This window comes from Basfia succiniciproducens, assembly GCF_011455875.1.
Lineage (GTDB): Bacteria > Pseudomonadota > Gammaproteobacteria > Enterobacterales > Pasteurellaceae > Basfia > Basfia succiniciproducens.
The window spans coordinates 1,262,949-1,289,132 of the sequence record NZ_CP015031.1 but is presented as its reverse complement, the minus strand read 5'-3'; the positions used below and the strand labels follow the sequence as shown (position 1 = coordinate 1,289,132).

The following is a 26,184-nucleotide window of genomic DNA, read 5'->3' as shown; positions in this document are numbered from 1 at the left end:
ACTTTCTTTGCTTGCCCCAAGAAAGTAACCAAAGAAATGCTCCCGACTAAGTTGCCGTTTACGGAAAATCCGGGCAACTTAGAGGGGGAAAAAGTGCGGTTGGAATTTAAATATTTTTAAAATTATGGTAATTTTAGCCGCACTTTTTTACAATAGCCACCATTCTTTCCCTCTATGTTGCCCTGTTTCGGAGCAAGTTTTTAGAAAGGTTTACCTACGAGAGCGCAGCGCAGACAGAAAACTTTTAGTGAAGAAAATTTGCCACTAAACAGGATGGAGCAATATAACCGGGATGTGTTTCTTTTGGTTCGTTCTCTTGGTTTGTGCAAAGAAAACGAACGTAATCCGAGGATCAAACATTGACAACCCAATATAAACAAGAATTTACCCTCACCCCGCAAGATAACGCACGCCTACAATCCCTTTGCGGCGCTTATGACGACAATATCAAACTCATTGAAAGCGAGTTTAACCTTGATATCGCCCGTCGTAATTTTACCTTTATTATCCAATCGAAAGACAAACAATCTAAGCCGCATCATGAAGCGTTAATTAAAAGTGCGGTGAAATTAATTCAGGATTTGTACGTGGAAACCGCGACTGTACGGGGAAAAATCAAAGAACTGGATTTATCCGACGTGCATATGGCGATTCAGGAAAGCCGAATGCTGTTGCAGCCTGCTCAAACCGATGAAAAGGCGGATACTGACGAAAGTAAGGTTTATACCACAACCATCAAAACCAAACGGGGGCTGATTAAACCTCGGGGTAAAAATCAAATTGAGTATCTGCATAATATTTTAATTCATGACATCAGTTTCGGTATCGGTCCTGCGGGCACGGGAAAAACTTTCCTGGCGGTTGCCGCTGCGGTTGAAGCCCTTGAGCGGCAGGAAGTCCGCCGCATTTTATTAACACGTCCTGCAGTTGAAGCCGGTGAGAAACTCGGTTTTCTGCCCGGTGATCTGGGATCTAAGATCGAGCCTTATTTGCGCCCGCTTTACGACGCTCTTTATGAAATGCTTGGTTTCGAACGGGTTGAAAAATTGATGGAACGCAATGTCATTGAAATTGCGCCGCTGGCTTATATGCGCGGGCGGACACTCAACGATAGTTTTATTATTCTTGATGAAAGCCAGAATACAACTGTCGAGCAAATGAAAATGTTCCTGAGCCGAATCGGCTTTAATTCCAAAGCGGTTATTACCGGTGACGTAACCCAAGTGGATTTGCCGCGTAGCCAGAAATCGGGTTTAAAACACGCAATTGAAGTTTTGGAAAAAGTTGAAGAATTAAGCTTTAACTATTTCGACAGCAAAGATATTGTCCGCCATCCGGTGGTTGCCAAAGTCGTTCAGGCTTATGAAAGCTGGGAGGCGGAAGATGAAATCCGTAAGCGGAAATTAGCCGAACAACGCCGGGCCGAACGAGTTGAAGTTCAAGCCGAAGCCACACAAAGCCCAAAAGCCGACTAAAATTTACCGCAGTTTTATTTTCCTTATTTCAGGAAAATCACACAGAACCGAGAATAAAGAATATTTAAATGAAAAACGTAATAATCGACCTCCAAATCGCCAGTGAAGATCAAAGCAATCTTCCGACACTCGAACAATTTACTTTATGGGCGACAAATGCCGTTCGGGCGGAACATTTTGAGCCTGAAATTACGATCCGTATTGTTGACGAGGCGGAAAGTCATGAGTTGAATTTTACTTATCGCGGTAAAGATCGCCCGACAAATGTGTTGTCTTTCCCTTTTGAATGCCCTGAAGAAGTGGAACTGCCGCTGTTGGGCGATTTGGTTATCTGCCGCCAAGTGGTGGAACGGGAAGCGCAGGAGCAAGGTAAACCCTTAACGGCGCATTGGGCGCACATGGTAGTGCATGGTAGTCTGCATTTACTGGGTTATGATCATATTGAAGATGATGAAGCCGTTGAAATGGAGAGCCTGGAAACGGAAATTATGACAGGATTGGGGTTTGAAGATCCTTATTCGTACGATGAAGAATAATGTTAGCCGAACGACGTCTGGAACTTTATTTCGCTGAAAACCCACCGCACTTTTTTGATGAAATGGCGAAAAGTGCGGTTATTTTATCGCCCGAAAACTTTCACAACGCAAAAAATTTATTGGGACGGGAATTCGATCAAATTTTATTTGACGGCAGAACCTCATTAAATTTAGATGCGCTGGCAATTGCCGCCGGAACTTTGCGGGCAGGCGGAAGGCTGCTGCTATGGCTGGATAAAAATCCTCATGTCGATCCGGACAGCCTACGATGGTCGGGGGCGGAACAAGCCGTCGAAACGCCGAATTTTTACGCTCATTTTAACCGATTATTACAAATATACGGTTGTGATAACGGTATTCAGGCTCAAAATAACCAATCCGTTTCCACTCAAAAAACAAACATTGCTTCAACCGCCACGGCGGAACAGCAACAAATCATCAGACAAATTTTGCAAGCGGATTCCGATATTTTTATCCTCACAGCAAAACGCGGGCGGGGAAAATCCGCTCTGGCGGGATTGCTGGCTAAGGAATTACGCAATTCGGCGCAATATCACAAGCAACCGTTTAACGTATATTTGACCGCACCCAATAAAAGTGCGGTCGAAACTTTACAACTTTTTGCCGGTGAAAAAATTACCTTTATCGCACCCGATGAACTTTGCCGGCGGATTGGGCAAAATGCCCGGCAATTTTCGCAGGATTGGCTACTGATTGATGAAGCGGCAATGATCCCGCTTGAGTTGTTATTTCAACTCACCTCAACTTTTAAGCATATTCTTTGTTGCACGACAATTCATAGTTATGAAGGCACCGGGCGTGGCTTTCTGCTCAAGTTTTTGCCTAATTTACACCGCAGTTTTCAACAGTTTGAACTTATCCGCCCTCTGCGTTGGGCTGAAAATGATAAATTGGAAAAATTTATTGAGGAATTGCTCATGCTAGAGGCGGAAGACCGTCTTATTCAACCGCCTTACAGTATTAAAAGTGCGGTCAAAATCCGGCAAATTTCGCAAAACGAACTGGTGGAACATATTACGGATTTTTACGGTTTACTCACTTTAGCTCATTATCGTACTTCGCCATTAGATTTGCGTCGTTTGTTTGATGCGGTTAAACAACATTTTCTTATTGCCGAATGGGAGCGCTATTTGCTGGCTGGAGTTTGGGCGCTTGAGGAGGGCGGATTTTCCGATAAAGCCTTGATTCGGGCAATTTGTCGGGGCGAACGTCGTCCGAAAGGCAATCTGGTGGCGCAAAGCCTGGCGTTTAACTGTAATTTGCCCGAGGCTTGTGCGCTGAAATCATTGCGCATTTCCCGCATTGCGGTGCAACCCGATTGGCAGGGGCGTGGCTTAGGGTTGCAATTAGTGGAAAAACTGGCGCAAACCGCGCAGGCGGATTTTCTCTCCGTAAGCTTCGGCTATAACGAAGAACTGGATCATTTTTGGCGAAAGTGCGGTTTTATTTTAGTCAATATTGGTGAATATAAAGAGGCGACCAGCGGTTGCTATTCGGCAATTGCATTGCGTCCTTTAACGGCGGCGGGCGAAGATTTGGTCAAGCGGGCGCAGCAATATTTCCGGCGTAATCTGGCATTTACTTTTCATCCTTTACGTGACAAATTATCGGCAGAAAAATCATCAGCGGAAAAAATAACGCAATTGAACGGGCAGGATTTCGGTATATTGGAAAATTTCGCCGATTATCACCGCACTTTTTATTCATCTCAAGGCGCGATTTACCGTTTATTCATCCGTTTGGGCGCAGATACCAGCCCCATGTTGGATAAGCTGTTTAACAGCCGAACGATTGAACGGACCAAGGGTAAAAAATATTGGTTGAAACAATGCCGGCAGGAAGTCAAAAGATTACTCAAGTTACTTGAAAAGGAGAATCCTGATGAAAAATGAAAACATAAAAGAAAAAAACGGTTGGTTTAAGCGGGTAATTGAAAAATATAATCGGTTCTGTAAAGACTTCGGTTATGATCAGGCTACCTGTCGCAGCTGCGGCGTACCAGAAATTAAGGCGGATGAAAATGGCAATTTGCTGAAAAAAGAACCAAAAAATAAAAAATAATGTGAAATCTATCACGATTTAGTAAACCGTTTGCGTAAAAAAGTTAAAATTTCGTTTACAATCTCTATCGCTTCCGTACAATACGTGCGGTTTTATTTTTTTATTTTTTAAGGTGCTAGTATGTTGTGGTTCTTGTTATGTGTGGCAATTTTGCTATCCGGTTATTTTATCTACGGTAAAATTGTCGAAAAAATCTTTGTTATCAATCCTGATCGTAAGACACCGGCTTATTCTTTAAGAGACGGTGTGGATTACGTACCGATGACCAAGAAAAAAATCTGGTTAATCCAATTATTGAATATTGCCGGTACGGGTCCGATTTTCGGTCCGATTTTAGGTGCGTTATACGGGCCGGTAGCAATGCTCTGGATCGTATTCGGTTGCGTATTTGCCGGTGCGGTGCACGATTATTTCAGCGGTATGTTGAGTATTCGTAACGGCGGGGCGAACGTGCCGTATTTAGCGGGTAAATATTTAGGTCGCCCGGCTAAACATTTTATGAATATTATTGCTATTTTATTATTGTTATTAGTGGGTGTGGTATTCGTAGCAAGCCCGGCATCACTGTTAACCAATATTACCAGCGATTTAATGAATTCGGGTTCTGTCGGCGCGGCGGCCGTAAATGATGAGGCGGGTGCGGCAAAAGGCAATATTCTGATTATGTGGACTGCTGTAATTTTCATTTATTACATTATCGCCACATTAGTACCAATTGATAAAATTATCGGTCGTATTTATCCGTTCTTCGGTGCCTTATTGTTGTTTATGACCTGCGGTATGTTATTCGGTCTTTTCTTTGAAGGCATTCCGTTCTTCAGAACACTCGGCGGCGATATCAGCTTAGCGGATTTTTTCACTAATATGCATCCGAAAAATGCGCCGATTTGGCCGTTGCTGTTCATTACCATTGCCTGTGGTGCGATTTCCGGATTCCACGCAACCCAATCTCCGTTAATGGCGCGTTGTACTGAGAACGAAAGAGAAGGACGTTTCATTTTCTACGGCGCAATGATCGGTGAAGGTATTATTGCATTAATCTGGTGTATGGTGGGATTAAGTTTCTACAACGATCAGGCTGGACTTGCCGAAGCAATCCAAATCGGTACACCGTCTAAAGTGGTTTATGATGCCGCAATCGGTATGTTAGGCGTGTTTGGCGGTATTTTAGCAGTATTGGGCGTGGTGGTATTACCTATTACTTCAGGTGATACGGCATTCCGTGCTGCGCGTTTATTAATTGCGGATTTCTTTAAATATGACCAACGTAATCTTGTTAAACGTCTGACTATTGCGCTCCCGTTATTCGCTATCGGTTTCTGGGTTTCAACCATTGATTTTTCCATTTTATGGCGTTATTTCGGTTGGGCGAACCAAACCACTGCAATGGTAATGTTATGGACTGCGGCGGCATATTTATTCCGTCATCAAAAATTCCACTGGGTATGTACGATTCCTGCGGTGTTTATGACTCTGGTTTGTTCAACATTCTTACTCAACGCGCCAATCGGTTTCGGCTTGGATTACCAACTTTCCGTATGGTTAGGCGGTGCGGTAACGGCGGTAGTGGTTATTGCTTTCTTCATGTTGCTAAAACCGATTTCTGCAGATGAACAAGATTAATTAAAAAATCTGTCTTTTTAGACCGCACTTTATAGGATTTATAAAGTGCGGTTTTTTTTATCTTTACCTTCCTTTACTAAATTATGCCTCAAAACAGCTTGCAACTTAGTCAAACAAATAATACACTTTATAAAAAAGTGGGGAAAAGTGGAGTTTTGTGGAGAAAATTGGATTTTTCGGTCAAAACTTTATTATTCCTAATAAATTAAAAAGGAAACCTTATGTTTCGTGGCGCTCAGGCAATAAATTTAGATACGAAAGGAAGAATTGCGATTCCTACCCGTTATCGTCCTGAGCTATTGGCTGAAAATCAGGGACAGTTAATTTGTACCGTAGATATTCGTCAGCCCTGTTTACTACTTTACCCGTTAAAAGAATGGGAAATTATTGAGCAAAAACTTTGTCAGTTAGCCAATTTCGATCCGGCGCAGCGCAGTGTTCAACGAGTGATGTCCGGATATGCAACGGAATGCGAATTAGATAGCGCAGGTCGGATTTTATTAAGCGCCCCGTTACGCCAGCGAGCAAAATTAGAAAAAACAATTATGCTGGTCGGGCAGTTAAATAAATTTGAAATTTGGTCTGAAACCGAATGGCAAGCACAAATCGAGCGGGATCTGGAATTAGGTCTTAGCGGCGAATTGGCTACTTCGGACGCATTAAAAATGCTGTCATTATAAAAGAAAATTATTTTCTTAAAAAAGAACAGCAGCACTAGCAAGATAAGCGGTGTACATAAGTACACCGCATTATCTCTTATAAAAATTTCTTTTCTTTTCATTTACTTTATTTGGGTTAGTTTATGAGCGAACAAAATACCTTTTCATCACCTGAACATATCACCGTGCTATTGCATGAGGCGGTGGATGGCTTGGCTTTGAAAGATAAAGGTATTTATATCGACGGTACTTTCGGCCGCGGCGGTCATTCCCGCCTGATCCTCTCCAAATTAACCGAAAACGGTCGACTTATTGCTATAGATCGAGACCCTCGAGCCATTGCGGCAGCCGAAGAAATTCAAGATTCCCGCTTTCATATAGAACATAATAGCTTTTCTGCAATTCCCGACATTTGTGAAAAATTAGGCTTGGTTGGGAAAATTGACGGTATTTTATTGGATCTCGGTGTGTCATCACCCCAGCTTGATGATGCCGAACGGGGTTTCAGTTTTATGAAGGACGGCCCCTTAGATATGCGCATGGATACTTCTAAAGGCTTATCGGCGGCGCAGTGGTTGCAGCAGGTAACGGAAGAGGATCTTGCTTGGGTTCTGAAAACCTTTGGTGAAGAACGCTTTGCCAAGCGTATTGCTCATGCAATTGTTAACTATAATAAAAGTGCGGTACAAAACGGCACGGAACCTTTAACCCGAACTTTACCTTTAGCTGAATTAATCGCGCAAGCCGTGCCTTTCAAGGATAAACACAAACATCCTGCAACCCGTAGTTTTCAAGCCATTCGTATTTTTATTAATTCGGAATTAGACGAACTGGAAAGCGTGCTTCATTCCGCCTTGACGGTATTAGCGCCTGAAGGCCGTTTGTCTGTCATTAGTTTCCATTCTTTAGAAGACCGTATGGTAAAACACTTTATGCGAAAACAAAGTAAAGGTGAAAGTATCCCTAAAGGACTACCGTTGCGGGAAGATCAAATTAATCGTAATCGGACATTAAAAGTGATTGGAAAAGCTATTCAGCCTAAAGAATCGGAGGTTTTTGCTAATCCTCGTTCCAGAAGTGCCGTATTACGTGTGGCGGAGAGAATCGGATAATGTTAGAAAACAGCGAAAGATACCCATTACAAAACATTGTCGTCGATGATCTTTTTTCCGCAAATAAATTAGTGGTTGCGCTTTTAATTGCCATTGTGATGACTGCGGTAACCACCGTATGGGTGACTCATAAAACCCGTACTTTAACGTCGGAAAAGGGCGAGCTGGTTTTTGAAAAGCAAGCTTTAGAAAACGAATATTTGAATTTGAAGTTAGAAGAAACGACGCAAAGTGACAATACCCGAATTGAAGCCATTGCAACGGTGAAATTGGGTATGAAACACATAGATAGCGAACATGAAGTGGTTATTTTAGAGTAATTTAATATTATGGTGAAATTTAACACATCCAGAAAAGTGTCAGCCAAGCCGAAAAAAAGCGTAAAGAAAAATATTATGCCGAATACGGCAGTGAAGCTGAACAAACCTAAAATCATTTATGAAACGAGCTTTTTAAGCGGGCGTTTTCAGGTGGCTGTCGGGCTTATTATTATCTGTTTATTGGCCTTAGTAGCGCGCGCGGCTTATATTCAGATTATTAACGTTGATACGCTTACCAATGAAGCCGACAAACGTTCTCTCCGAACTCAGGAAATTCAATCCGTGCGCGGTTCCATTTTAGACCGTAACGGACAACTTCTCTCCGTTAGCGTACCGATGCATTCGGTTGTGGCGGATCCGAAATTCGTTTTAGATGAAAACTCATTAGCGGATAAAGACCGCTGGAAAGCCTTAGCGGATACTATCGGCGTACCTTATAAAGATTTGGTTAAACGCATTGAAAAAAATCCAAGATCCCGCTTTGAATATTTTGCCCGTCAGGTTCCGCCCAGCGTTGCGGATTATGTGAAAAAATTGAGAATCACCGGGGTCGTATTGAAAAGCGATTCCCGTCGTTTTTATCCTCGTGCTGAAGAAACCGCACATTTGCTGGGTTTTACCGATATTGATAATAACGGAATTGAGGGTATTGAAAAAAGTTTTAATTCATTATTAATCGGCAAATCGGGTTCCCGAACTTATCGTAAAGATAAATATGGCAATATTGTTGAAGATATTTCGGATGTAAAAAAATATGACGCTCATGATGTAACTTTGAGTATTGATGAAAAACTACAATCTATGGTTTATCGTGAAATCAAAAAAGCCGTAGCGGAAAATAATGCGGAATCCGGTACTGCGGTTTTGGTGGATATCCGTACCGGCGAAGTATTGGCAATGGTTAATGCGCCTTCTTATAATCCGAACAAACGTAACGGCGTATCGGAAGATTTAATGCGTAACCGCGCGGTGACCGATACCTTTGAACCTGGTTCGACCATTAAACCTTTTGTTGTGTTAACCGCATTGCAACGAGGAGCGGTACGTCGTAACGAAATTATTAATACCGGTCCGTTGGTGTTAAACGGTCATGAAATCAAAGACGTTGCGCCGCGTAATCAACAAACTTTAGATGAAATTTTAGAAAATTCATCAAACCGCGGGGTAAGCCGTCTTGCCTTGCGTATGCCGCCTTCCGCATTGATGGAAACTTATCAGAATGCAGGCTTGGGAAAAGCGACGGATTTAGGCTTAGGCGGCGAACAGGCTGGGTTCTTAAATGCAAACCGCAAACGCTGGTCCGATATCGAACGAGCTAACGTCGCTTACGGTTATGGTATTAACGCAACCCCGCTGCAAATTGCCCGCGCTTATATTACATTGGGCAGCTTTGGTATTTATCGCCCGCTTTCTATTACTAAAGTTGATCCGCCGGTCATCGGCAACCGTGTATTTTCCGAAAAAATTACGCGCGATGTGGTGAACATGATGGAAAAAGTAGCGATTAAAAATAAACGCGCATTGGTTGACGGTTATCGTGTGGCGATTAAAACCGGTACGGCAAAAAAATTGGAAAACGGACGCTATGTTGATAAATATATGGCTTATACCGCAGGGATTGCGCCGGTTTCCGATCCCCGTTTTGCCCTGATTATCTTAATTAATGATCCGAAAGCCGGACAATATTACGGCGGCGCGGTTTCCGCACCTGTATTTTCCAGCATTATGGGATATACTTTGCGGGCGAATAATATTACCCCGGATGGCGTGCCTGTCACAGATAAAACGGCTGCGCGAACTATTCGTTTAAATAATAAATTAAGTCAAAAAATGAATGGCGAAACTATGCGAAAACAGGCTAATTAATAATTAATGAAGAGATAAAAAATTATGCGAAAATTGACCGCACTTTTCGGCAGGGATGACCGATTTGATGCTATTAAACTGAACCGGATGACCCTGGACAGCCGTTCCGTAAGGACTGGCTGTCTTTTCGTTGCTATAAAAGGCCATTCTGTTGACGGACGTCAATTCATTCCCCAGGCTATTTCAGCAGGAGCGTCAGCCGTATTAAAGGAATGCGATAACGCTGATGAGCATTTGCAGGTTTCGGAACAAAATCAAATTCCTGTCATTTCTTATTATCACTTATCGGAACATTTATCCGACATCGCCGATCAGTTTTATAAAGCGCCTTCCCAACATTTAACTCTGGTCGGTGTTACCGGCACCAACGGCAAAACCACGGTTTCACAGCTGTTGGCGCAATGGGCTCAACTTTTAGGGCGAAAGCCGGCGGTGATGGGAACTATTGGCAACGGCTTATTCGGCGCACTGAAACCCGCAGCGAATACCACCGGTTCCGCCATTGAAGTACAATCTTCCTTAGCTGATTTTGTTCAACAAGGCGCTGATTTTGCCGCCATTGAAGTATCTTCTCACGGGCTGGTTCAACATCGTATAGAAGCCTTACATTTTGCGGCGGGCATTTTTACTAATTTAAGTCGCGATCATCTTGATTATCACCACAGTATGGAAAATTATGCGTCGGCGAAAAAACGCTTATTTTCCGAATTATCATGCCAACAAAAAATTATCAATGCAGATGATGAAATTGGCGCTCAATGGTTACGGGAATTGCCCGATGCCGTTGCGGTAAGCTGTAATCCGGCCTATCAGCCGACACAAGAAAATTGGCTAAAAGTGACCGCAGTTTCGTTTAACAGCCAAGGCGCAACCATTACGTTTAATTCAAGCTGGGGTGGCGCTATTTTAACCAGCCGTTTAATTGGTGCGTTTAATGTCAGCAATTTAATGTTAGTATTAGCAACCTTGTTGTCATTAGGTTATTCGTTGGATGAGCTGTTAAAAACGGTTTCGCAATTAACCGGTGTGTGCGGTCGAATGGAAATGCTCCATGCCGCCCATAAACCGACGGTAATTGTCGATTATGCCCATACTCCCGACGCTTTGGAAAAAGCGTTGCAAGCCGCCCGAGCGCATTGTACCGGGCGGTTGTGGTGTGTATTCGGTTGCGGTGGTGACAGAGATAGGGGCAAACGTCCTTTAATGGCACAAATTGCCGAACGCTTTGCTGATTATGTGATTGTGACGGATGATAATCCCCGTACGGAAGACCGTCATCAAATCGTGCAAGACATTGTTGCCGGGTTTAAACGGCCGGAATCGGTCAACATCGTATATGATCGCGAGCAAGCAATTAGAACCGCCGTTCAAAGTGCGGTCGAAAATGATGTAATTTTAATCGCGGGCAAGGGGCACGAGGATTATCAGATTATTGGTCACACCAAACATCATTTTTCCGACCAGGAAGCGGTGAAAAAATATTTAGGTTAAAATTTCACAAATTTTGACCGCACTTTTAATTAACTTTCCTTTACAAATAAGAAGAATAATATGATTAAATTAAACGTAAAAAAAATTGCACAAATTCTAAAAGCTAAATTAATCGGTGAGGAAACGCTTACTATTGAAAGCGTGAGTACGGATACGCGCCGGAAAATGCCGAACGGTTTATTTTTTGCTTTAAAAGGGGAAAAGTTCGATGGTCATAATTATTTGGCCGAAGCCGTCGCACAAGGCTGCACGGCGGTTGTGGTGGATCATCCTTGCGAAATAGACGTACCGCAACTTGTGGTGAAAGATACCCGTTTAGCGTTAGGACGTTTAGCGGCATGGCTAAGAAGGGAACTTGAACCTTTAACGGTGGCGATTACCGGTTCTTGCGGCAAAACCACCGTAAAAGAAATGACGGCGGCAATTTTGCAGCGAACCGCCGGTGATGATGAGGCGGTTTTATTTACCGAAGGCAATTTTAATAATGATATCGGTGTGCCGCTCACATTATTGCGTTTAACGGAAAAACACAAATATGCGGTTATTGAATTAGGCGCAAATCATGCCGGAGAAATTGCTTATACCGCGCATTTGACTATGCCTGATGTCGCGTTAGTGAACAATGTTTCCGCCGCACATTTGGAAGGTTTTGGCAGTGTTGAAGGGGTTGCGCAGGCTAAAGGTGAAATTTACAGCGGTTTAACGCCGGACGGTGTGGCGATTCTCAACCTTGACAGCAATTATGCGCATTATTGGGGCGGAGATATAAACGACCGCGAATTTGAGTCCTTTGCTTATGATCATGTGGGTGCCGATTATTATGCGGAAAAGATTATGCTTTCGGAATACGGTTCTCGCTTTACTTTAAATACGCCGAAAGGCGCCATTAAAATCGAGTTGCCTTACCTGGGCAAACACAATGTTGCCAATGCGGTGGCGGCAAGCGCTCTGGCAATGAATGTAGGGGCAAGTTTAGAAGACATAAAGCGAGGCTTGGAAAACCCGTCACACGTGAAAGGGCGCTTGTTCCCGATTCAATTGTCAACTAATTTATTATTATTGGATGATACTTATAACGCTAATGTTGCTTCGGTAAAATCGGCAATCAGCGTGCTGTCTGACTATCGTGAAGCGTTCCGTATTTTTGCTTTCGGCGATATGGCGGAATTAGGCGATGAAACTATAAGTTGTCATCAGGAAGTAGCGGATTTCGCCAAAGCGGCCAATTTAGACCTGGTGGTGACTTATGGTAGCGAAAGCGCGGTGGTTTCCAAAGCTTGCGGCGGCGTACATTTCTCTAATAAAGAGGCGTTAATCGCCAGTCTTAAAGAAATAATCAGTCATCAATTGAAAGAAAATGAAGATATTGTGTTATTAGCGAAAGGATCTCGTTCTATGAAAATGGAAGACGTTATTAATTCATTGAAGGATCGCTTCTTATGTTAGTTTGGTTTGCTAAATTTTTAGAGCAATATTACTCGGGTTTTAATGTTGTTTCGTATCTGACATTTCGTTCCGTGCTGGCATTATTGACGGCGCTCTTGTTGTCATTATGGATTGGTCCGAAAATGATCCGTCGTTTGCAGATTTTTAAGTTCGGTCAGGAAGTGCGTAACGACGGGCCGGAAAGCCATTTTCAAAAACGCGGCACGCCGACGATGGGCGGTCTTATGATTTTGGCGACTATTACCGTCAGCACATTATTGTGGGGCGATTTATCTAATCCTTATATCTGGTTTAGTTTATTTGTGTTACTCGGTTACGGTGCTATCGGTTTTGTGGATGATTACCGAAAAATCAAATACAAAAATACGGACGGTTTAATCGCTCGCTGGAAATATTTTTGGTTGTCACTGGTATCGTTAATTGCCATTTTCGGCATGTATGCGTTAGGCAAGGATACTGACGCCACCCGTTTAGTGGTGCCGTTTTTTAAAGAAATAATGCCGCAGCTCGGTCTGTTTTATGTGGTTTTGGCTTATTTTGTAATCGTGGGGACCAGTAATGCGGTTAATTTAACCGACGGTTTAGACGGTTTGGCCATTATGCCTACGGTGTTTGTTGCAGGCGCTTTTGCGATTATTGCCTGGGCGACCGGTAACGTAGAAATTTCCAAATATCTTTATATTCCTTACATCAAATACACCTCCGAGTTGGTGATTTTCTGTACCGCCATTGTTGGTGCAGGTTTGGGTTTTTTATGGTTTAACACTTATCCCGCGCAGGTATTTATGGGCGATGTGGGTTCCCTTGCTTTAGGCGGCGCATTGGGTACGATTGCCGTATTAGTCCGTCAGGAATTTTTATTGGTCATCATGGGCGGCGTATTTGTAATGGAAACCGTCTCTGTTATTTTACAGGTCGGTTCTTATAAATTACGCAAAAAACGGATTTTCCGCATGGCGCCGATTCATCATCATTATGAATTAAAAGGCTGGCCGGAGCCGCGGGTAATTATCCGTTTTTGGATTATTTCATTAATGCTCGTATTGTTTGGATTGGTAACGCTGAAATTGCGTTAATCCGTCGGAGCTGAGAAGGCAGGTATAAAATGAAAGATTATCAAGGCAAAAACATCACTGTTATCGGTTTAGGTAAAACAGGATTATCTTGTGTTGATTTTTTAACGGCGAAAAAAGCGAATGTTCGCGTAATTGATACGCGTAAAATCCCGGCCGGTGCGGAACAATTGGATAAATCCATTCCTTTGCATACAGGGAGCCTCAATCAGCAATGGTTGCTTGAAAGCGATATGATTGTAATCAGCCCGGGGCTTTCGGTAAAAACTGCCGAAATTCAGACCGCACTTTCTGCCGGTGTAGAAGTGGTCGGCGATATCGAATTGTTTTGTCGCGAAGCCGCTAAACCCGTTATTGCCATTACCGGCTCGAACGGAAAAAGTACGGTTACCGCGTTAGTAACGGAAATGGGCAAAGCCGCAGGGTTAAGTGTCGGCATGGGCGGCAATATCGGTATTCCGGCATTATCTCTGCTTAATGAAAATCATGATCTTTACGTGCTGGAGCTTTCCAGTTTCCAATTAGAAACGACTTATAGCTTAAAGGCAACGGCGGCGACCGTATTAAATGTAACTGAAGATCACATGAACCGTTATGCCGATTTAGAAGAATATCGCCAAGCTAAGCTAAATATTTATCATCATTGCCAAACTGCTGTTATTAACGGCGAAGATCCGTTAACGAAAGAAGACGATAAACAAAGTGCGCAGCAGCAAGTCAGTTTTGCCGAAAATAATGCGGATTATTGGCTGAAAACGGAAAACGGTAAAAAATATCTGATGGCAAAAGACAAGCTGATTTTAGCTTGTGATGAAATAAAATTAACCGGTCGCCATAACCACATGAATGCACTGGCAGCCATTGCCTTGGCGCAAGCGGTGGGGATTAAAAATTCGGGAATTTTGACCGCACTTCGTACCTTTCCGGGCTTAGCACATCGTTTTCAGCTTGCTCATATGGCAAACGGCGTACGTTGGGTTAATGATTCCAAAGCGACAAATGTGGGAAGCACGGTAGCGGCGCTTACCGGCTTGCATATCGAAGGTAAATTACATTTATTATTGGGCGGTGACGGCAAAGGCGCCGATTTTTCGGAATTGGAAAAATTAATTAACAAGCCTGAGATTTTTTGTTATTGCTTCGGTCAGGACGGTGCGCATTTGGCAAAATTATCATCGCAAAGTCAATTATTTAACACGATGGAACAAGCCATTGAAACATTGCGTCCGACCTTAAAACCAGGTGATATGGTATTGTTATCGCCGGCTTGCGCAAGTTTGGATCAGTTTGCCTCTTTTGAAAAACGCGGTGAGGAATTCACCCGTTTAGCAAAGCTGAGCGTTGCTCAATAAAGTAGAAGTTATCTAGGTTTTTGAATGCATATTTTTAGTAAAATTAAAGCCGGTTATCAGCGCTGGACTACATTAACACCGACTAATTTGTTATATGACCGATCTTTGTTGTGGTTATTTATCATTTTATTGTTTATCGGATTTGTCATGGTCACGTCCGCTTCAATTCCCGTGGGCACTCGTTTGTTTGACGACCCTTTTTATTTTGCTAAGCGCGATGCCATGTATGTTATTCTTTCCATGGGTATTTGTTATTATTTTATTAAAGTACCGATGGCAAACTGGGAATCATGGCACAAACGTGTGTTTATTCTCGCGTTAATTTTACTTATTTTGGTACTTATCCCGGGCATTGGTAAATCGGTAAACGGAGCAAGACGCTGGATTCCGATGGTTTTATTCAATTTTCAGCCCGCGGAGTTTGCCAAATTAGCGCTAATCTGTTTCTTATCCGGTTATTTTACCCGTCGTTACGATGAAGTCCGCAGTAGAAAACTAAGTGCGGCAAAACCTTTAATTGTGATGGGGTTCCTCGGCACGTTTCTAATTCTTCAACCCGACTTAGGGAGCACGGTTGTACTCTTTGTGATTACCTTTGGTCTGTTGTTTGTAGTCGGCGCACATATCATGCAATTCTTGGTATTGGCGGCAACAGGCGGATTTCTTTTCGTGGTGTTGGTACTATCCTCGGCATATCGGATGAAACGTATTACGGGGTTTATGGACCCGTTCAAAGACCCTTACGGCACAGGCTTCCAGTTATCGAATTCTTTAATGGCATTTGGTCGCGGTGAATTTACCGGCGAGGGTTTGGGCAATTCAATTCAGAAATTGGAATATTTGCCTGAAGCCCATACGGACTTTGTTATGGCGGTAGTGGGCGAAGAATTCGGTTTTGCCGGCATAACCGTTATGATTATTTTATTGGCCTTATTAGTTTTCCGCGCTATGAAAATCGGGCGCGAATCATTACAGCTTGAGCAGCGTTTTAAAGGTTTCTTTGCTTTTGGTATCAGTTTTTGGATTTTCTTCCAAGGCTTCGTTAACCTGGGGATGTCTTTAGGCTTATTGCCTACAAAAGGGTTAACCTTTCCGCTGGTGAGTTACGGTGGCTCAAGTTTGGTTATTATGGCGATAAGTATCGCAATTCTATTACGGATTGATCATGAAAACCGCCTTATGCGCGGCGGGCATGCTCGATTAAAAGATGATTAAGGATATTACGTGGCACAACGAAAAAAATTGTTAGTGATGGCCGGCGGTACGGGCGGTCATGTTTTTCCGGCAATTGCAGTTGCTCAATATTTACAAAAACAGGGTTGGGATATTTGCTGGCTGGGGACTAAGGATAGAATGGAAGCCCAGTTAGTGCCAAAACACGGTATTCCTATTGAGTTTATTCGAATTTCGGGGTTGCGCGGTAAAGGTATCAAGGCGTTATTGGGCGCACCTTTTGCTATTTGTCGTGCTATAATGCAGGCACGCAAGATTATTTTACGGCAAAAACCCGATGCGGTACTCGGTATGGGCGGATATGTTTCCGGTCCGGGCGGCGTAGCGGCAAAACTTTGCGGCGTACCCGTTATTTTGCACGAGCAAAATGCGGTGGCGGGGTTAACCAATGTTTGGCTGTCAAAAATTGCGAAACGTGTTTTGCAGGCTTTTCCGACGGCGTTTCCGAATGCCGAAGTGGTGGGTAATCCGGTTCGGCAGGATTTATTTTCCATGCCGGATCCCGAACAGCGTTTTGCCGAGCGTACAGGGAAACTTCGCGTATTGGTGGTGGGAGGCAGTCAAGGTGCCCGAGTATTAAATTTAACCGTGCCGGAAATGGCTGCTCGATTGACTGATAAGTTAGAAATTCGTCATCAGGTCGGTGCCGGTTCCGTAGAAAAAATTACCGCACTTTATGAAGAAAAAGGTGCGTTAAGTGCGGATGTAAAAATCACCGAATTTATTGATAATATGGCGGAAGCCTATGCTTGGGCGGATATTGTCATTTGTCGTTCGGGTGCATTAACGGTGTGCGAACTTGCCGCCGTGGGTACGCCGGCGATTTTTGTTCCGTTCCGGCATAAGGATCAGCAACAATATTTAAATGCGAAATATTTAGCGGATGTGGGTGCGGCAAAAATCGTGCAACAAGCAGAATTAAACGCCGACGTATTAGTGGATTTGTTAACTAATTTAGATCGTGAACAATTATTAGCGATGGCAATTAAAGCGAAACAAATGTCGGCGCCTTTTGCCGCGCAACAGGTGGCTGAAGTAATCATTGAAAATGCAAATTAAAAAATAGAGATATAAATAATGATTAATGCTAAAAAAGAATTTCAACAACGTGTCCGGAATATGATTCCGGGTATGCGTCGCGTACATCAAATTCATTTTGTTGGAATTGGCGGTGCCGGTATGGGCGGTATTGCCGAAGTTTTATTAAATGAAGGATATGCGGTAACCGGTTCTGATATTGCCGAAAGTGCGGTTACAAATCGCTTAATTTCTTTAGGAGCGAAAATTCATTTTTCTCACGCGGCGTCAAATGTGGATAATGCAAGCGTTGTGGTGGTTTCCAGTGCTATTAAAGCGGATAACGTCGAAGTAGTGGCGGCTCATGAAAAACGTATCCCGGTTATTCAACGGGCGCAAATGTTAGCTGAGATTATGCGTTTTCGTCATGGTATTGCGGTTGCCGGCACTCACGGGAAAACGACAACAACTGCAATGATTTCAATGATTTATGCACAAGCCGGGCTTGATCCGACATTTGTCAACGGCGGATTGGTTAAATCGGCGGGGACAAATGCTCATTTAGGCTGCAGTCGTTATTTGATTGCCGAAGCGGATGAAAGCGACGCTTCATTCCTGCATTTACAGCCAATGGTTTCCGTAGTAACCAATATCGAACCGGATCATATGGATACTTATCACGGCGATTTTGATGAGATGAAACGCACTTATGTGAATTTTTTACATAATTTGCCTTTCTACGGTTTATCAGTGATGTGTGCCGATGATCCGGTATTGTTGGAGCTTATTCCTCAAGTCGGTCGCCCGGTTATTACCTATGGTTTCAGTGAAGAAGCCGATTATCGCATTGAAAATTATGAACAAACCGGCTTTCAGGGACATTACAGCGTGATTACACCAGCCGGCGAACGGATTGATGTGTTACTTAACGTACCCGGCAAACATAATGCCTTGAACGCTACCGCTGCGTTAGCCGTTGCCAAAGAAGAAGGTATTGAAAATGAAGCGATTCTTGCCGCATTAGCGGACTTCCAGGGAGCAGGACGCCGTTTTGATCAATTGGGGTCATTTATCCGACCTAACGGCAAAGTGATGCTGGTTGACGATTACGGGCATCACCCGACTGAAGTAAACGTAACTATTCAGGCAGCACGTAAAGGCTGGGAAAATAAGCGTATCGTTATGATTTTCCAACCTCATCGCTATAGCCGTACCCGTGACTTATTCGACGATTTCGTAAGGGTTCTGTCGCAAGTTGATCTACTGATTATGTTAGACGTTTATCCTGCCGGCGAATCACCGATTGCCGGTGCGGACAGTCGTTCTTTATGCCGTTCGATTCGTAATTTAGGTCAGGTAGATCCTATTTTGGTTACGGATACCGCCGAATTGCCTGAAATAATGGACAGAGTTTTGCAAGACGGCGATTTGGTACTTGCACAAGGTGCGGGTAACGTCAGCAAATTGTCCCGTCAGCTGGTCGAGCTTTGGACAAAAGCATAATTTAAAAATTTCGGTTTTTTTGACCGCACTTTTACGGTCGGAAAGGGTAGATAATAGAGCCAAGGCTCAATGTATAGATGAAAATAAAATGAAACCATTAAAAGAACAAAAAATCGCAGTTTTATTAGGCGGAACCTCTGCCGAACGTGAAGTTTCTCTTACTTCGGGAAATGCCGTACTTACGGCATTGCGCAACCAAGGTTATGATGCCCACCCGATCGATCCGAAAGAATATCCTGTAGCTCAACTCAAAGAGCAGGGATTTGAGCGGGCGTTTAATATTCTTCACGGACGAGGCGGGGAAGACGGCGTTATTCAAGGCGTCTTAGAACAAATCGGGCTGCCTTATACCGGCTGCGGCGTAATGACTTCCGCATTAACTATGGATAAAATGCGTACTAAAATGCTTTGGAAAGGGTTCGGCTTACCTATTGCGGACATGGAAATCGTTACTCGCGATACAGTGGACGAACTTAATCCCCTTGAGGTTGTCGAACGTCTCGGGTTACCGTTAATGGTAAAACCTTCCAGGGAAGGGTCAAGTGTCGGTTTGACAAAAGTTAATGCCGTCGAAGAATTAAAAAACGCGGTGGATTTAGCCTTAACCCATGATGACACTGTACTTATTGAAGAATGGTTGAGTGGCATTGAAATGACGGTGCCCGTATTGGATGATCAAGTATTACCTGCGGTACAGATTATTCCTGAAGGCGAATTTTATGACTATGATGCAAAATATATTTCGGATAATACCCGGTATATTTGTCCGGCTCCGATGAGCGAGGAAAGCTTACAGGAATTACAAAAATTAGTAAAACGCGCTTATGATGTAGTGGGGTGCCGCGGCTGGAGCCGTATTGATGTGATGACCGATGCAAACGGTAATTTCCGTCTTGTTGAAGTAAATACAACACCGGGTATGACAAGTCATAGCTTATTTCCGAAATCTGCCGCAGCAGTAGGTTATTCATTTGAACAACTTGTGGTAAAAATTTTGGAGCTTAGCGCTTAATGTCTGTGGTAAAACGCAAAACGACACAAAAAAAAATAAAGCTTGCAGAACCGAAAACAAGAGTTTTCTTACAAGTTAAACCTTTGCTTGTGCTATGTTGTGTCGGGTTGCTTTATTTTGCTTATATTAACTGGCAAACATTGCTGGACAAACTTGATAGCAAACCTATTAGTTCTTTTGCGTTAGTCGGCACGCCGCAATATACAACAAATGCGGATGTTCGTGATATGATTCTGAAAATGGGAGAGCTAAAAGGCTTTTTCGGGCAGGATGTTGATGTCATTAGAGAACAAATTGAATCAATGCCTTGGATTAAAGGTGCGGTTGTGCGCAAAATTTGGCCCGATAGATTAAGCATTTGGGTGGCGGAATATGCACCGGTTGCTTTTTGGAATTCCGAAGATTTTGTTTCTCTTGATGGTGTAGTTTTTAAACTGCCCAAGGATAGATTAAAAAATGATAATTTACCCCGGTTATACGGACCCGATTATCAAAGTTTAGCCGTATTGGATGCGTGGAAACAAATTTTCAACGAACTTAAATCTAAAGGGATTACACTTAAAGCGGTGTCTATTGATGAGCGGGGTTCTTGGGAGATCGTAGTAGAAAATGATATAACCTTGAAATTAGGTCGCGGAGAATGGAAGTCTAAGATAGACAGGTTTATGACAATTTATCCGCAAGTGGAAATCCCGGAAAATAAAAAAATTGCATATATTGATTTAAGATATAAAGTAGGTGCTGCGGTCAGTTTTGCTGATATAAATTAATGCAATAGTAGCAGAATGAATAATAATTAATACAGTGAAGTTACAAAAATGGCAAAAATTGTGGAATCAAAAACTATTGTTGGATTAGAAGTCGGTACTTCTAAAGTCGTCGCTGTTGTAGGTGAAGTGTTACCTGACGGCGTGGTTAATGTTTTGGGCGTCGGCAGTTGTCCGTCCAAAGGAATTGATAAAGGAAGTATAACGGATTTAGCTGCGGTAGTGAATTCCATTCAGCGCGCTATTGAAGCTGCGGAGTCGGTTGCGGATTGCCAGATTATGTCAGTAACTCTTGCCATTACCGGTGAGCATATTCAAAGTTTGAACGAAAGCGGTTTTGTGCCTATTGCCGATGGTGAAGTAACACAGGATGAAATCGACCAGGCTATGCATACGGCAAGTTCGGTGAAATTGCCGGAAGGTCTTTCGCTGCTTCATGTTATTCCGCAAGAATATGCGGTAGACAAACAACAAAATATTAAAAATCCTTTAGGATTGCAAGGTGTGCGATTAAAAGCGCAGGCACACTTAATTGCCGGACACCAGGCTTGGGTAAATAATTTACAAAAAGCGGTAGAAACCTGCGGATTAAAAGTGGATCAGGTTGTTTTTTCCGGTTTAGCGTCCACATATTCCGTATTAACCGAAGATGAAAAAGATTTAGGTGTTTGCCTCATTGATTTTGGCGGCGGTTCCATGGATATTATGGTCTATACCAACGGCGCATTACGTTATAGTAAAGTTGTACCTTACGGCGGTAATACTATTACGGATTTTGTTGCTCAAAGCCTGACAACTTCCCGTAATGAAGCGGAAAGTATTAAAATTAATTACGGTAGTGCATTTATGCCGTCGGCAGAGCTCCTCGAGCAGTTTGCTAAGAAAAAAATTGAGGTGGCGGGATTAGGCGGTGGCGCACCAAGAACTTTTACCAAAGCTCAAGTGGTTGAAGTAACGTCTCGTTGCTACCATGACTTGCTACAGGTAGTTGAAAACGAACTGACACAATTACGTAACGAATTGGCTATGCGGGGGATTAAACAAGAGTTAATCGCAGGTTTTGTGTTAACCGGTGGCAGTTCTCAAATGACGGATATTGCTAAATGTGCAACGGATATTTTTGAATCTCATGTCCGTGTGGGTTATCCGTTGAATATTACGGGCTTGACAGATTATGTAAATAAACCGCAATATGCTACAGTGTTAGGATTATTGCAATATAGCCATCATAACGAAGAAGAAAGCACGCAAATGTTTGGTGGAAGCGCTTCGGAAAGTAGTTTTTTAGGCTCAATTTTTGAAAAATGCAAAAAAATTGCAAATAAAGTGAAGTCAGAATTTTGATAATTTGCATTTTTCATCTACAATAGAAAGAATTTAGAATTAATTTACGTGTTAGAGTATCTAGCATAGACGGAGAATACAAATGTTTGAACCTGTTGAATATGGATTTGACGATGAAATCGGTCGTACACTGATTAAAGTTGTTGGTGTCGGCGGCGGTGGCGGCAATGCTGTGAATCATATGGTTAATAATATGATTCATAATGGCGGGACCCTCGTCGGTGAAAACTCAATGACAAGTGATGAACATGGCGAGATTATTTTCTATGCGGTGAATACTGATGCTCAAGCTTTACGTAAAAGTATTGTACAGCAAACGGTTCAAATCGGTGCCGCAACGACGAAAGGTCTTGGTGCGGGCGCAAATCCTAATGTAGGACGTAAAGCCGCCGAGGATGACCAAGAAGCGATTCGTGCTATGCTGGAAGGTGCCGATATGGTATTTATTGCAGCCGGAATGGGTGGCGGTACGGGTACGGGTGCCGCGCCGATTGTTGCTCAGGTTGCAAAAGAATTAGGTATTCTCACTGTTGCCGTGGTAACCAAACCTTTCTCTTTTGAAGGTAAAAAACGTATGGCATTTGCGGAACTTGGTATTAAAGAATTGTCTAAGCACGTAGATTCGTTAATTATTATTCCTAATGAAAAATTATTGAAAGTATTAGGCAAAACAACTACTTTAGTGCAAGCGTTCTCTGCGGTAAATGATATTTTACGCAATGCGGTAACCGGTATTTCGGATATGATTACCTCTCCCGGTTTAATTAACGTAGACTTTGCGGATGTACGTACGGTAATGTCGGAAATGGGGCGCGCAATGATGGGCGCCGGGATCGCACAAGGTGCGGCAAGTGACGGACGTGCGGAAAAAGCGGCACAAGATGCGGTGGCAAGCCCGTTATTAGAAGATGTGGATTTATCCGGTGCCAGAGGTGTACTTGTTAATATTACCGCCGGTATGGATTTAGGTTTAGACGAGTTTTACGCAGTAGGCGATACAATTCGCGCATTTGCTTCCGATGAAGCGACCGTTGTGGTGGGTACAACTTTAATTCCTGAAATGTCGGATGAAATTCGCGTAACTATTGTTGCAACCGGGATTGGCGATATTGACGAACCGGCAGCAACATTAGCACCGGTCGCTCAACGACCTGTAACCGGAGCGACTCCTAATCCAAACCAACCGGGTCAAGCGCCTCAACAACCGACAACGCAACCGGAGCAGCCGGCCAGACCGACAAGCTTCGGTAATAATAATGATTTATTTAAACCTGCGTTTTTACGCGGCGACAAATAACAGAGTTGTAAATTCGACTTTTTGCTGATGCAATAAATTGAGAAATAATTGATATGATTAAACAAAGAACATTAAAGCAAAGTATTAAAGTAACAGGCGTGGGATTACATAGCGGTAATAAAGTTACGCTGAAGTTACGCCCGGCGCCTATTAATACAGGAATTGTTTATTGTCGAACAGACTTGACTCCGCCGGTTTATTTCCCGGCAGATGCAACGGCTGTGCGCGATACTATGCTTTGTACCGCTCTAGTCAACGATCAAGGCGTGCGTATTTCAACTGTCGAACACTTAAATTCCGCATTGGCAGGTTTAGGTTTAGACAACGTGATTATTGAAGTTGACGCGCCTGAAGTGCCGATTATGGACGGTAGCGCAAGTCCGTTTGTTTATCTTTTATTAGATGCGGGCATCGAAGAGCAGGATGCCGCGAAGAAATTTATTCGTGTAAAACAAAAAATTCGCGTGGAAGACGGTGATAAATGGGCTGAAATTTCACCATACAACGGTTTCCGTTTGAATTTTACCATTGATTTTAATCATCCGGCGATTAGTAAAAATTTAAGTAATTATACTTTAGAGTTTTCGGCACAAAAATTTGTTCAACAAATCAGCCGGGCAAGAACTTTCGCCTTTATGAAAGATATTGAGTATTTACAGTCTCAAGGCTTAGCGCTGGGTGGCAGCTTGGATAATGCCATTGTGCTGGACAATTATCGCGTATTAAATGAAGATGGTTTACGCTTTAAGGATGAGCTTGTTCGCCACAAAATGTTAGATGCTATCGGTGATTTATTTATGGCGGGTTATAATATTTTAGGTGACTTCAAAGCGTATAAATCCGGGCACGGTTTAAACAATAAACTGTTACGCGCATTATTGGCGAATCAAGAGGCATGGGAATTCGTTACATTTGAAGATAAAGAAAAAGTACCGCAAGGTTATGCTATTCCGTCTCAAGTGTTGATTTAATTATCAGATAACTAACAAAAGCTATACTTTACAGAAGTATAGCTTTTTTCTTTTCCATATCCATTGCATTGCGGAATTTTCCGGCATTGAACTTAATCCCGCTTATGAAATTTTACAAAAGCGACCGCACTTGTAAAAAATGAAAAAGTAGATTTTATTCTGGCATGCGGAGGCGGTTCCGTTACTCGACGGCTGTAAATTTTTTGCCGTCGCCGCATTATACGAAGGGAATGGGCTGGAAATTTATATATGGCGCTTTGATCAAAGTGCGGTCAGTTTTTGTATATTTTTGAAATATAGTTAACGGAGAAATTTTTATGAATAGACCTTTCCGGGTTTTAAAGCTTACCGCCGCACTGAGCCTGTTCTCGGCTGCAGCAATGAGTTATCAAGCGGATAAAACCTATCAATTCACCCTGTTGCACTTTAATGATTTACACGGGCATTATTGGCATGATAAGAACGGGCAGTATGGGCTCGCCGCTCAAAAAACCGCCGTTGATCGGATTCGTAACGAAGTCGAGGCTAAAGGCGGTTCGGTAATTACTCTATTTGCCGGTGATTTAAATACCGGTGTACCGGAATCCGATTTGCAAAACGCCCATCCCGATATCGACGGACTGAATGCCATTGGTTATGATGCTATGGTGCTCGGCAACCATGAGTTCGATAATCCGTTACAATTGCTGGATATGCAGGAGAAATGGGCTAAGTTCCCCTTTTTAGCCGCAAATATTTATCATAAAAATACCAATAAAACTTTGGTTAAACCTTATATGATGTTAAAACGTAGCGGATTAAATATCGCTATCGTCGGGTTAACTACCGAAGATACGGCTAAATTAGGTAATCCGGAATATATGAAAGATTTGCGTTTTGATGACCCGACTTCAACCGCAAAAAAAGTTGTTGCTGAAATTGATAAGCAAGAAAACCCCGATGTGAAGATCGCTTTAACGCACATGGGGTATTATTATGATGGTAATTACGGTTCTAATGCCCCCGGTGACGTAACTATGGCGCGCCGCTTAGAGAAAGGTACTTTTGACGTGATTGTGGGCGGGCACAGTCATGATACTGTTTGTGTTGATGCTAAAGGTGTATTTATTCAGAATTATCAACCGACACAAGCCTGCAAACCTGATTATCAAAACGGCACCTGGATTATGTCTGCCGGCGAGTGGGGCAAATTCCTCGGACGGGCTGATTTTGAATTTAAAAACGGTGAAGTTAAGTTAGTCCGTTATGAACTCATTCCTATCAACTTAAAGAAAAAAGTGGAAACGGCTGCGGGTAAAACGGAGTATCAACTTTACGGCGAACAGATTCCCCAGGATGAAAAACTGTTGGCAACCCTCAAAACCTATCAAGATAAAGGCGATCAGCTTTTGAGCGTAAAAATCGGCGATGTTGCCGGTAAATTGGTGGGGGATCGCAATATCGTTCGATTCCATCAAACTAATTTAGGACGCTTGGTGGCGGAAGCGCAACGCCAGGCTGCCGGTGCCGATGTGGGAATTATAAATTCCGGCGGAATCAGAGACAGTATTCAGTCCGGGGTTATTACTTATCGGGATATCCTAAAGGTTCAACCTTTCGGTAATATTGTCAGTTATTTTGAATTAAGCGGTGCCGAGCTGATTGACTACTTAAATATTGTGGCATTAAAAGAAGTGGATTCCGGCGCTTATCCGCAATTTTCAGGTATTTCAATGATTATTGACAGAACAGCCAAACAGGTAAAAGAAGTAAAAATTCAAGGCTAGCCGATTAATTTAAGTAAAACTTATCGAATTTCATTGCCTAATTATAATGCGCTTGGCGGGGACGGTTATCCGGTGATGGACAAAAATCCGACTTATGTAAATACTTATAAAGTGGATGCCGAAGTGCTTAAAGCATTTATTGCGGAAAATTCTCCTATTGACGCAAATAAATTTGAGCCTAAAGGCGAGATAACTTACCGTTAGACTTGAGAATTTATTGTTATCCCCATACAATGTAC

General features: G+C 42.9%; 21 protein-coding genes and 1 pseudogene. All 22 read left to right on the top strand.

Translation table 11 applies throughout. From position 1 onward, the window contains the following. Positions 1 to 359 precede the first annotated feature (359 nt). The 22 genes and pseudogenes from A4G13_RS05755 to ushA all read left to right on the top strand — a co-directional run bounded on the left by A4G13_RS05755 (position 360) and on the right by ushA (position 26,149). Positions 360 to 1,475, top strand: a complete 1,116-nt coding sequence (locus tag A4G13_RS05755) for a PhoH family protein (RefSeq protein WP_090655128.1) — start codon at positions 360 to 362, stop codon at positions 1,473 to 1,475. A 68-nt stretch (positions 1,476 to 1,543) separates the two neighbouring features. Continuing rightward, complete coding sequence (gene ybeY, locus A4G13_RS05750) at positions 1,544 to 2,011, top strand: rRNA maturation RNase YbeY (protein ID WP_090655131.1); 468 nt, start codon at positions 1,544 to 1,546, stop codon at positions 2,009 to 2,011. Next, positions 2,011 to 3,924: a tRNA(Met) cytidine acetyltransferase TmcA gene (locus tag A4G13_RS05745; protein WP_090655134.1), complete on the top strand. Its 1,914-nt coding sequence runs from the start codon at positions 2,011 to 2,013 to the stop codon at positions 3,922 to 3,924. The genes ybeY and A4G13_RS05745 overlap by 1 nt, the downstream gene beginning before the upstream one ends. After that, positions 3,914 to 4,093, top strand: a complete 180-nt coding sequence (locus A4G13_RS05740) for a DUF5363 domain-containing protein (protein WP_041639906.1) — start codon at positions 3,914 to 3,916, stop codon at positions 4,091 to 4,093. The genes A4G13_RS05745 and A4G13_RS05740 overlap by 11 nt, the downstream gene beginning before the upstream one ends. A gap of 120 nt (positions 4,094 to 4,213) precedes the next feature. Continuing rightward, a complete protein-coding gene (locus A4G13_RS05735; RefSeq protein WP_090655137.1) occupies positions 4,214 to 5,716 on the top strand; it encodes a carbon starvation CstA family protein in 1,503 nt (500 codons plus the stop codon). A gap of 221 nt (positions 5,717 to 5,937) precedes the next feature. Next, complete coding sequence (gene mraZ, locus A4G13_RS05730) at positions 5,938 to 6,396, top strand: division/cell wall cluster transcriptional repressor MraZ (protein ID WP_011200844.1); 459 nt, start codon at positions 5,938 to 5,940, stop codon at positions 6,394 to 6,396. A gap of 122 nt (positions 6,397 to 6,518) precedes the next feature. Continuing rightward, positions 6,519 to 7,487: a 16S rRNA (cytosine(1402)-N(4))-methyltransferase RsmH gene (gene rsmH / locus A4G13_RS05725; protein ID WP_090655139.1), complete on the top strand. Its 969-nt coding sequence runs from the start codon at positions 6,519 to 6,521 to the stop codon at positions 7,485 to 7,487. After that, on the top strand, positions 7,487 to 7,807 hold the full coding sequence (ftsL, locus tag A4G13_RS05720) for a cell division protein FtsL (protein ID WP_011200842.1): 321 nt from the start codon (positions 7,487 to 7,489) through the stop codon (positions 7,805 to 7,807). Before rsmH ends, ftsL begins: the two co-directional genes overlap by 1 nt. A gap of 9 nt (positions 7,808 to 7,816) precedes the next feature. After that, positions 7,817 to 9,673 carry a peptidoglycan glycosyltransferase FtsI gene (gene ftsI / locus A4G13_RS05715; protein ID WP_090655142.1) on the top strand — a complete coding sequence of 619 codons (1,857 nt, stop codon included), beginning with the start codon at positions 7,817 to 7,819 and terminating at the stop codon, positions 9,671 to 9,673. Between the two features lie 24 nt (positions 9,674 to 9,697). Next, complete coding sequence (murE, locus tag A4G13_RS05710) at positions 9,698 to 11,164, top strand: UDP-N-acetylmuramoyl-L-alanyl-D-glutamate--2,6-diaminopimelate ligase (RefSeq protein WP_090655144.1); 1,467 nt, start codon at positions 9,698 to 9,700, stop codon at positions 11,162 to 11,164. A gap of 60 nt (positions 11,165 to 11,224) precedes the next feature. Beyond that, positions 11,225 to 12,610: a UDP-N-acetylmuramoyl-tripeptide--D-alanyl-D-alanine ligase gene (gene murF, locus A4G13_RS05705; protein WP_090655146.1), complete on the top strand. Its 1,386-nt coding sequence runs from the start codon at positions 11,225 to 11,227 to the stop codon at positions 12,608 to 12,610. Next, complete coding sequence (gene mraY, locus A4G13_RS05700; protein ID WP_011200838.1) at positions 12,604 to 13,686, top strand: phospho-N-acetylmuramoyl-pentapeptide-transferase; 1,083 nt, start codon at positions 12,604 to 12,606, stop codon at positions 13,684 to 13,686. The genes murF and mraY overlap by 7 nt, the downstream gene beginning before the upstream one ends. A gap of 29 nt (positions 13,687 to 13,715) precedes the next feature. Beyond that, on the top strand, positions 13,716 to 15,035 hold the full coding sequence (gene murD / locus A4G13_RS05695; protein ID WP_090655149.1) for a UDP-N-acetylmuramoyl-L-alanine--D-glutamate ligase: 1,320 nt from the start codon (positions 13,716 to 13,718) through the stop codon (positions 15,033 to 15,035). A 24-nt stretch (positions 15,036 to 15,059) separates the two neighbouring features. Next, entirely contained in the window at positions 15,060 to 16,250 is a 1,191-nt protein-coding gene (gene ftsW / locus A4G13_RS05690; RefSeq protein WP_090655152.1) for a putative lipid II flippase FtsW, read from the top strand. A 36-nt stretch (positions 16,251 to 16,286) separates the two neighbouring features. Beyond that, the gene (murG, locus tag A4G13_RS05685; protein WP_243739759.1) at positions 16,287 to 17,327 is read left to right on the top strand and encodes an undecaprenyldiphospho-muramoylpentapeptide beta-N-acetylglucosaminyltransferase; all 1,041 of its coding nucleotides are present in this window, start codon (positions 16,287 to 16,289) and stop codon (positions 17,325 to 17,327) included. Between the two features lie 18 nt (positions 17,328 to 17,345). Then, a complete protein-coding gene (gene murC, locus A4G13_RS05680; protein ID WP_011200834.1) occupies positions 17,346 to 18,788 on the top strand; it encodes a UDP-N-acetylmuramate--L-alanine ligase in 1,443 nt (480 codons plus the stop codon). Positions 18,789 to 18,876: 88 nt separating this feature from the next. Then, positions 18,877 to 19,800: a D-alanine--D-alanine ligase gene (locus A4G13_RS05675; protein WP_090655158.1), complete on the top strand. Its 924-nt coding sequence runs from the start codon at positions 18,877 to 18,879 to the stop codon at positions 19,798 to 19,800. Next, the gene (locus A4G13_RS05670; protein ID WP_011200831.1) at positions 19,800 to 20,570 is read left to right on the top strand and encodes a cell division protein FtsQ/DivIB; all 771 of its coding nucleotides are present in this window, start codon (positions 19,800 to 19,802) and stop codon (positions 20,568 to 20,570) included. The genes A4G13_RS05675 and A4G13_RS05670 overlap by 1 nt, the downstream gene beginning before the upstream one ends. Positions 20,571 to 20,618: 48 nt before the next feature. Beyond that, positions 20,619 to 21,911, top strand: coding sequence for a cell division protein FtsA (gene ftsA / locus A4G13_RS05665; RefSeq protein ID WP_011200830.1), 1,293 nt, complete (start codon positions 20,619 to 20,621; stop codon positions 21,909 to 21,911). 82 nt (positions 21,912 to 21,993) lie between these two features. Continuing rightward, positions 21,994 to 23,208: a cell division protein FtsZ gene (ftsZ, locus tag A4G13_RS05660; protein ID WP_090655161.1), complete on the top strand. Its 1,215-nt coding sequence runs from the start codon at positions 21,994 to 21,996 to the stop codon at positions 23,206 to 23,208. Between the two features lie 53 nt (positions 23,209 to 23,261). Further along, complete coding sequence (lpxC, locus tag A4G13_RS05655) at positions 23,262 to 24,179, top strand: UDP-3-O-acyl-N-acetylglucosamine deacetylase (protein WP_011200827.1); 918 nt, start codon at positions 23,262 to 23,264, stop codon at positions 24,177 to 24,179. Positions 24,180 to 24,496: 317 nt separating this feature from the next. After that, positions 24,497 to 26,149 (top strand): annotated as a pseudogene (ushA, locus tag A4G13_RS05650) (bifunctional UDP-sugar hydrolase/5'-nucleotidase UshA). Positions 26,150 to 26,184 lie beyond the last annotated feature (35 nt).

Excerpts from the sequence above, each read along its gene's own strand:
- A4G13_RS05670 (WP_011200831.1), top strand. The coding sequence starts at position 19,800 with ATGTCTGTGGTAAAACGCAAAACGACACAAAAAAAAATAAAGCTTGCA.
- A4G13_RS05675 (WP_090655158.1), top strand. The coding sequence starts at position 18,877 with ATGAAACCATTAAAAGAACAAAAAATCGCAGTTTTATTAGGCGGAACC.
- ftsI (WP_090655142.1), top strand. The coding sequence starts at position 7,817 with ATGGTGAAATTTAACACATCCAGAAAAGTGTCAGCCAAGCCGAAAAAA.
- mraY (WP_011200838.1), top strand. The coding sequence starts at position 12,604 with ATGTTAGTTTGGTTTGCTAAATTTTTAGAGCAATATTACTCGGGTTTT.
- ftsZ (WP_090655161.1), top strand. The coding sequence starts at position 21,994 with ATGTTTGAACCTGTTGAATATGGATTTGACGATGAAATCGGTCGTACA.
- lpxC (WP_011200827.1), top strand. The coding sequence starts at position 23,262 with ATGATTAAACAAAGAACATTAAAGCAAAGTATTAAAGTAACAGGCGTG.
- murC (WP_011200834.1), top strand. The coding sequence starts at position 17,346 with ATGATTAATGCTAAAAAAGAATTTCAACAACGTGTCCGGAATATGATT.
- ftsL (WP_011200842.1), top strand. The coding sequence starts at position 7,487 with ATGTTAGAAAACAGCGAAAGATACCCATTACAAAACATTGTCGTCGAT.
- murE (WP_090655144.1), top strand. The coding sequence starts at position 9,698 with ATGCGAAAATTGACCGCACTTTTCGGCAGGGATGACCGATTTGATGCT.
- murF (WP_090655146.1), top strand. The coding sequence starts at position 11,225 with ATGATTAAATTAAACGTAAAAAAAATTGCACAAATTCTAAAAGCTAAA.
- murD (WP_090655149.1), top strand. The coding sequence starts at position 13,716 with ATGAAAGATTATCAAGGCAAAAACATCACTGTTATCGGTTTAGGTAAA.
- A4G13_RS05740 (WP_041639906.1), top strand. The coding sequence starts at position 3,914 with ATGAAAAATGAAAACATAAAAGAAAAAAACGGTTGGTTTAAGCGGGTA.
- ftsA (WP_011200830.1), top strand. The coding sequence starts at position 20,619 with ATGGCAAAAATTGTGGAATCAAAAACTATTGTTGGATTAGAAGTCGGT.
- mraZ (WP_011200844.1), top strand. The coding sequence starts at position 5,938 with ATGTTTCGTGGCGCTCAGGCAATAAATTTAGATACGAAAGGAAGAATT.
- ybeY (WP_090655131.1), top strand. The coding sequence starts at position 1,544 with ATGAAAAACGTAATAATCGACCTCCAAATCGCCAGTGAAGATCAAAGC.
- A4G13_RS05745 (WP_090655134.1), top strand. The coding sequence starts at position 2,011 with ATGTTAGCCGAACGACGTCTGGAACTTTATTTCGCTGAAAACCCACCG.
- ftsW (WP_090655152.1), top strand. The coding sequence starts at position 15,060 with ATGCATATTTTTAGTAAAATTAAAGCCGGTTATCAGCGCTGGACTACA.
- rsmH (WP_090655139.1), top strand. The coding sequence starts at position 6,519 with ATGAGCGAACAAAATACCTTTTCATCACCTGAACATATCACCGTGCTA.
- murG (WP_243739759.1), top strand. The coding sequence starts at position 16,287 with ATGGCCGGCGGTACGGGCGGTCATGTTTTTCCGGCAATTGCAGTTGCT.
- A4G13_RS05735 (WP_090655137.1), top strand. The coding sequence starts at position 4,214 with ATGTTGTGGTTCTTGTTATGTGTGGCAATTTTGCTATCCGGTTATTTT.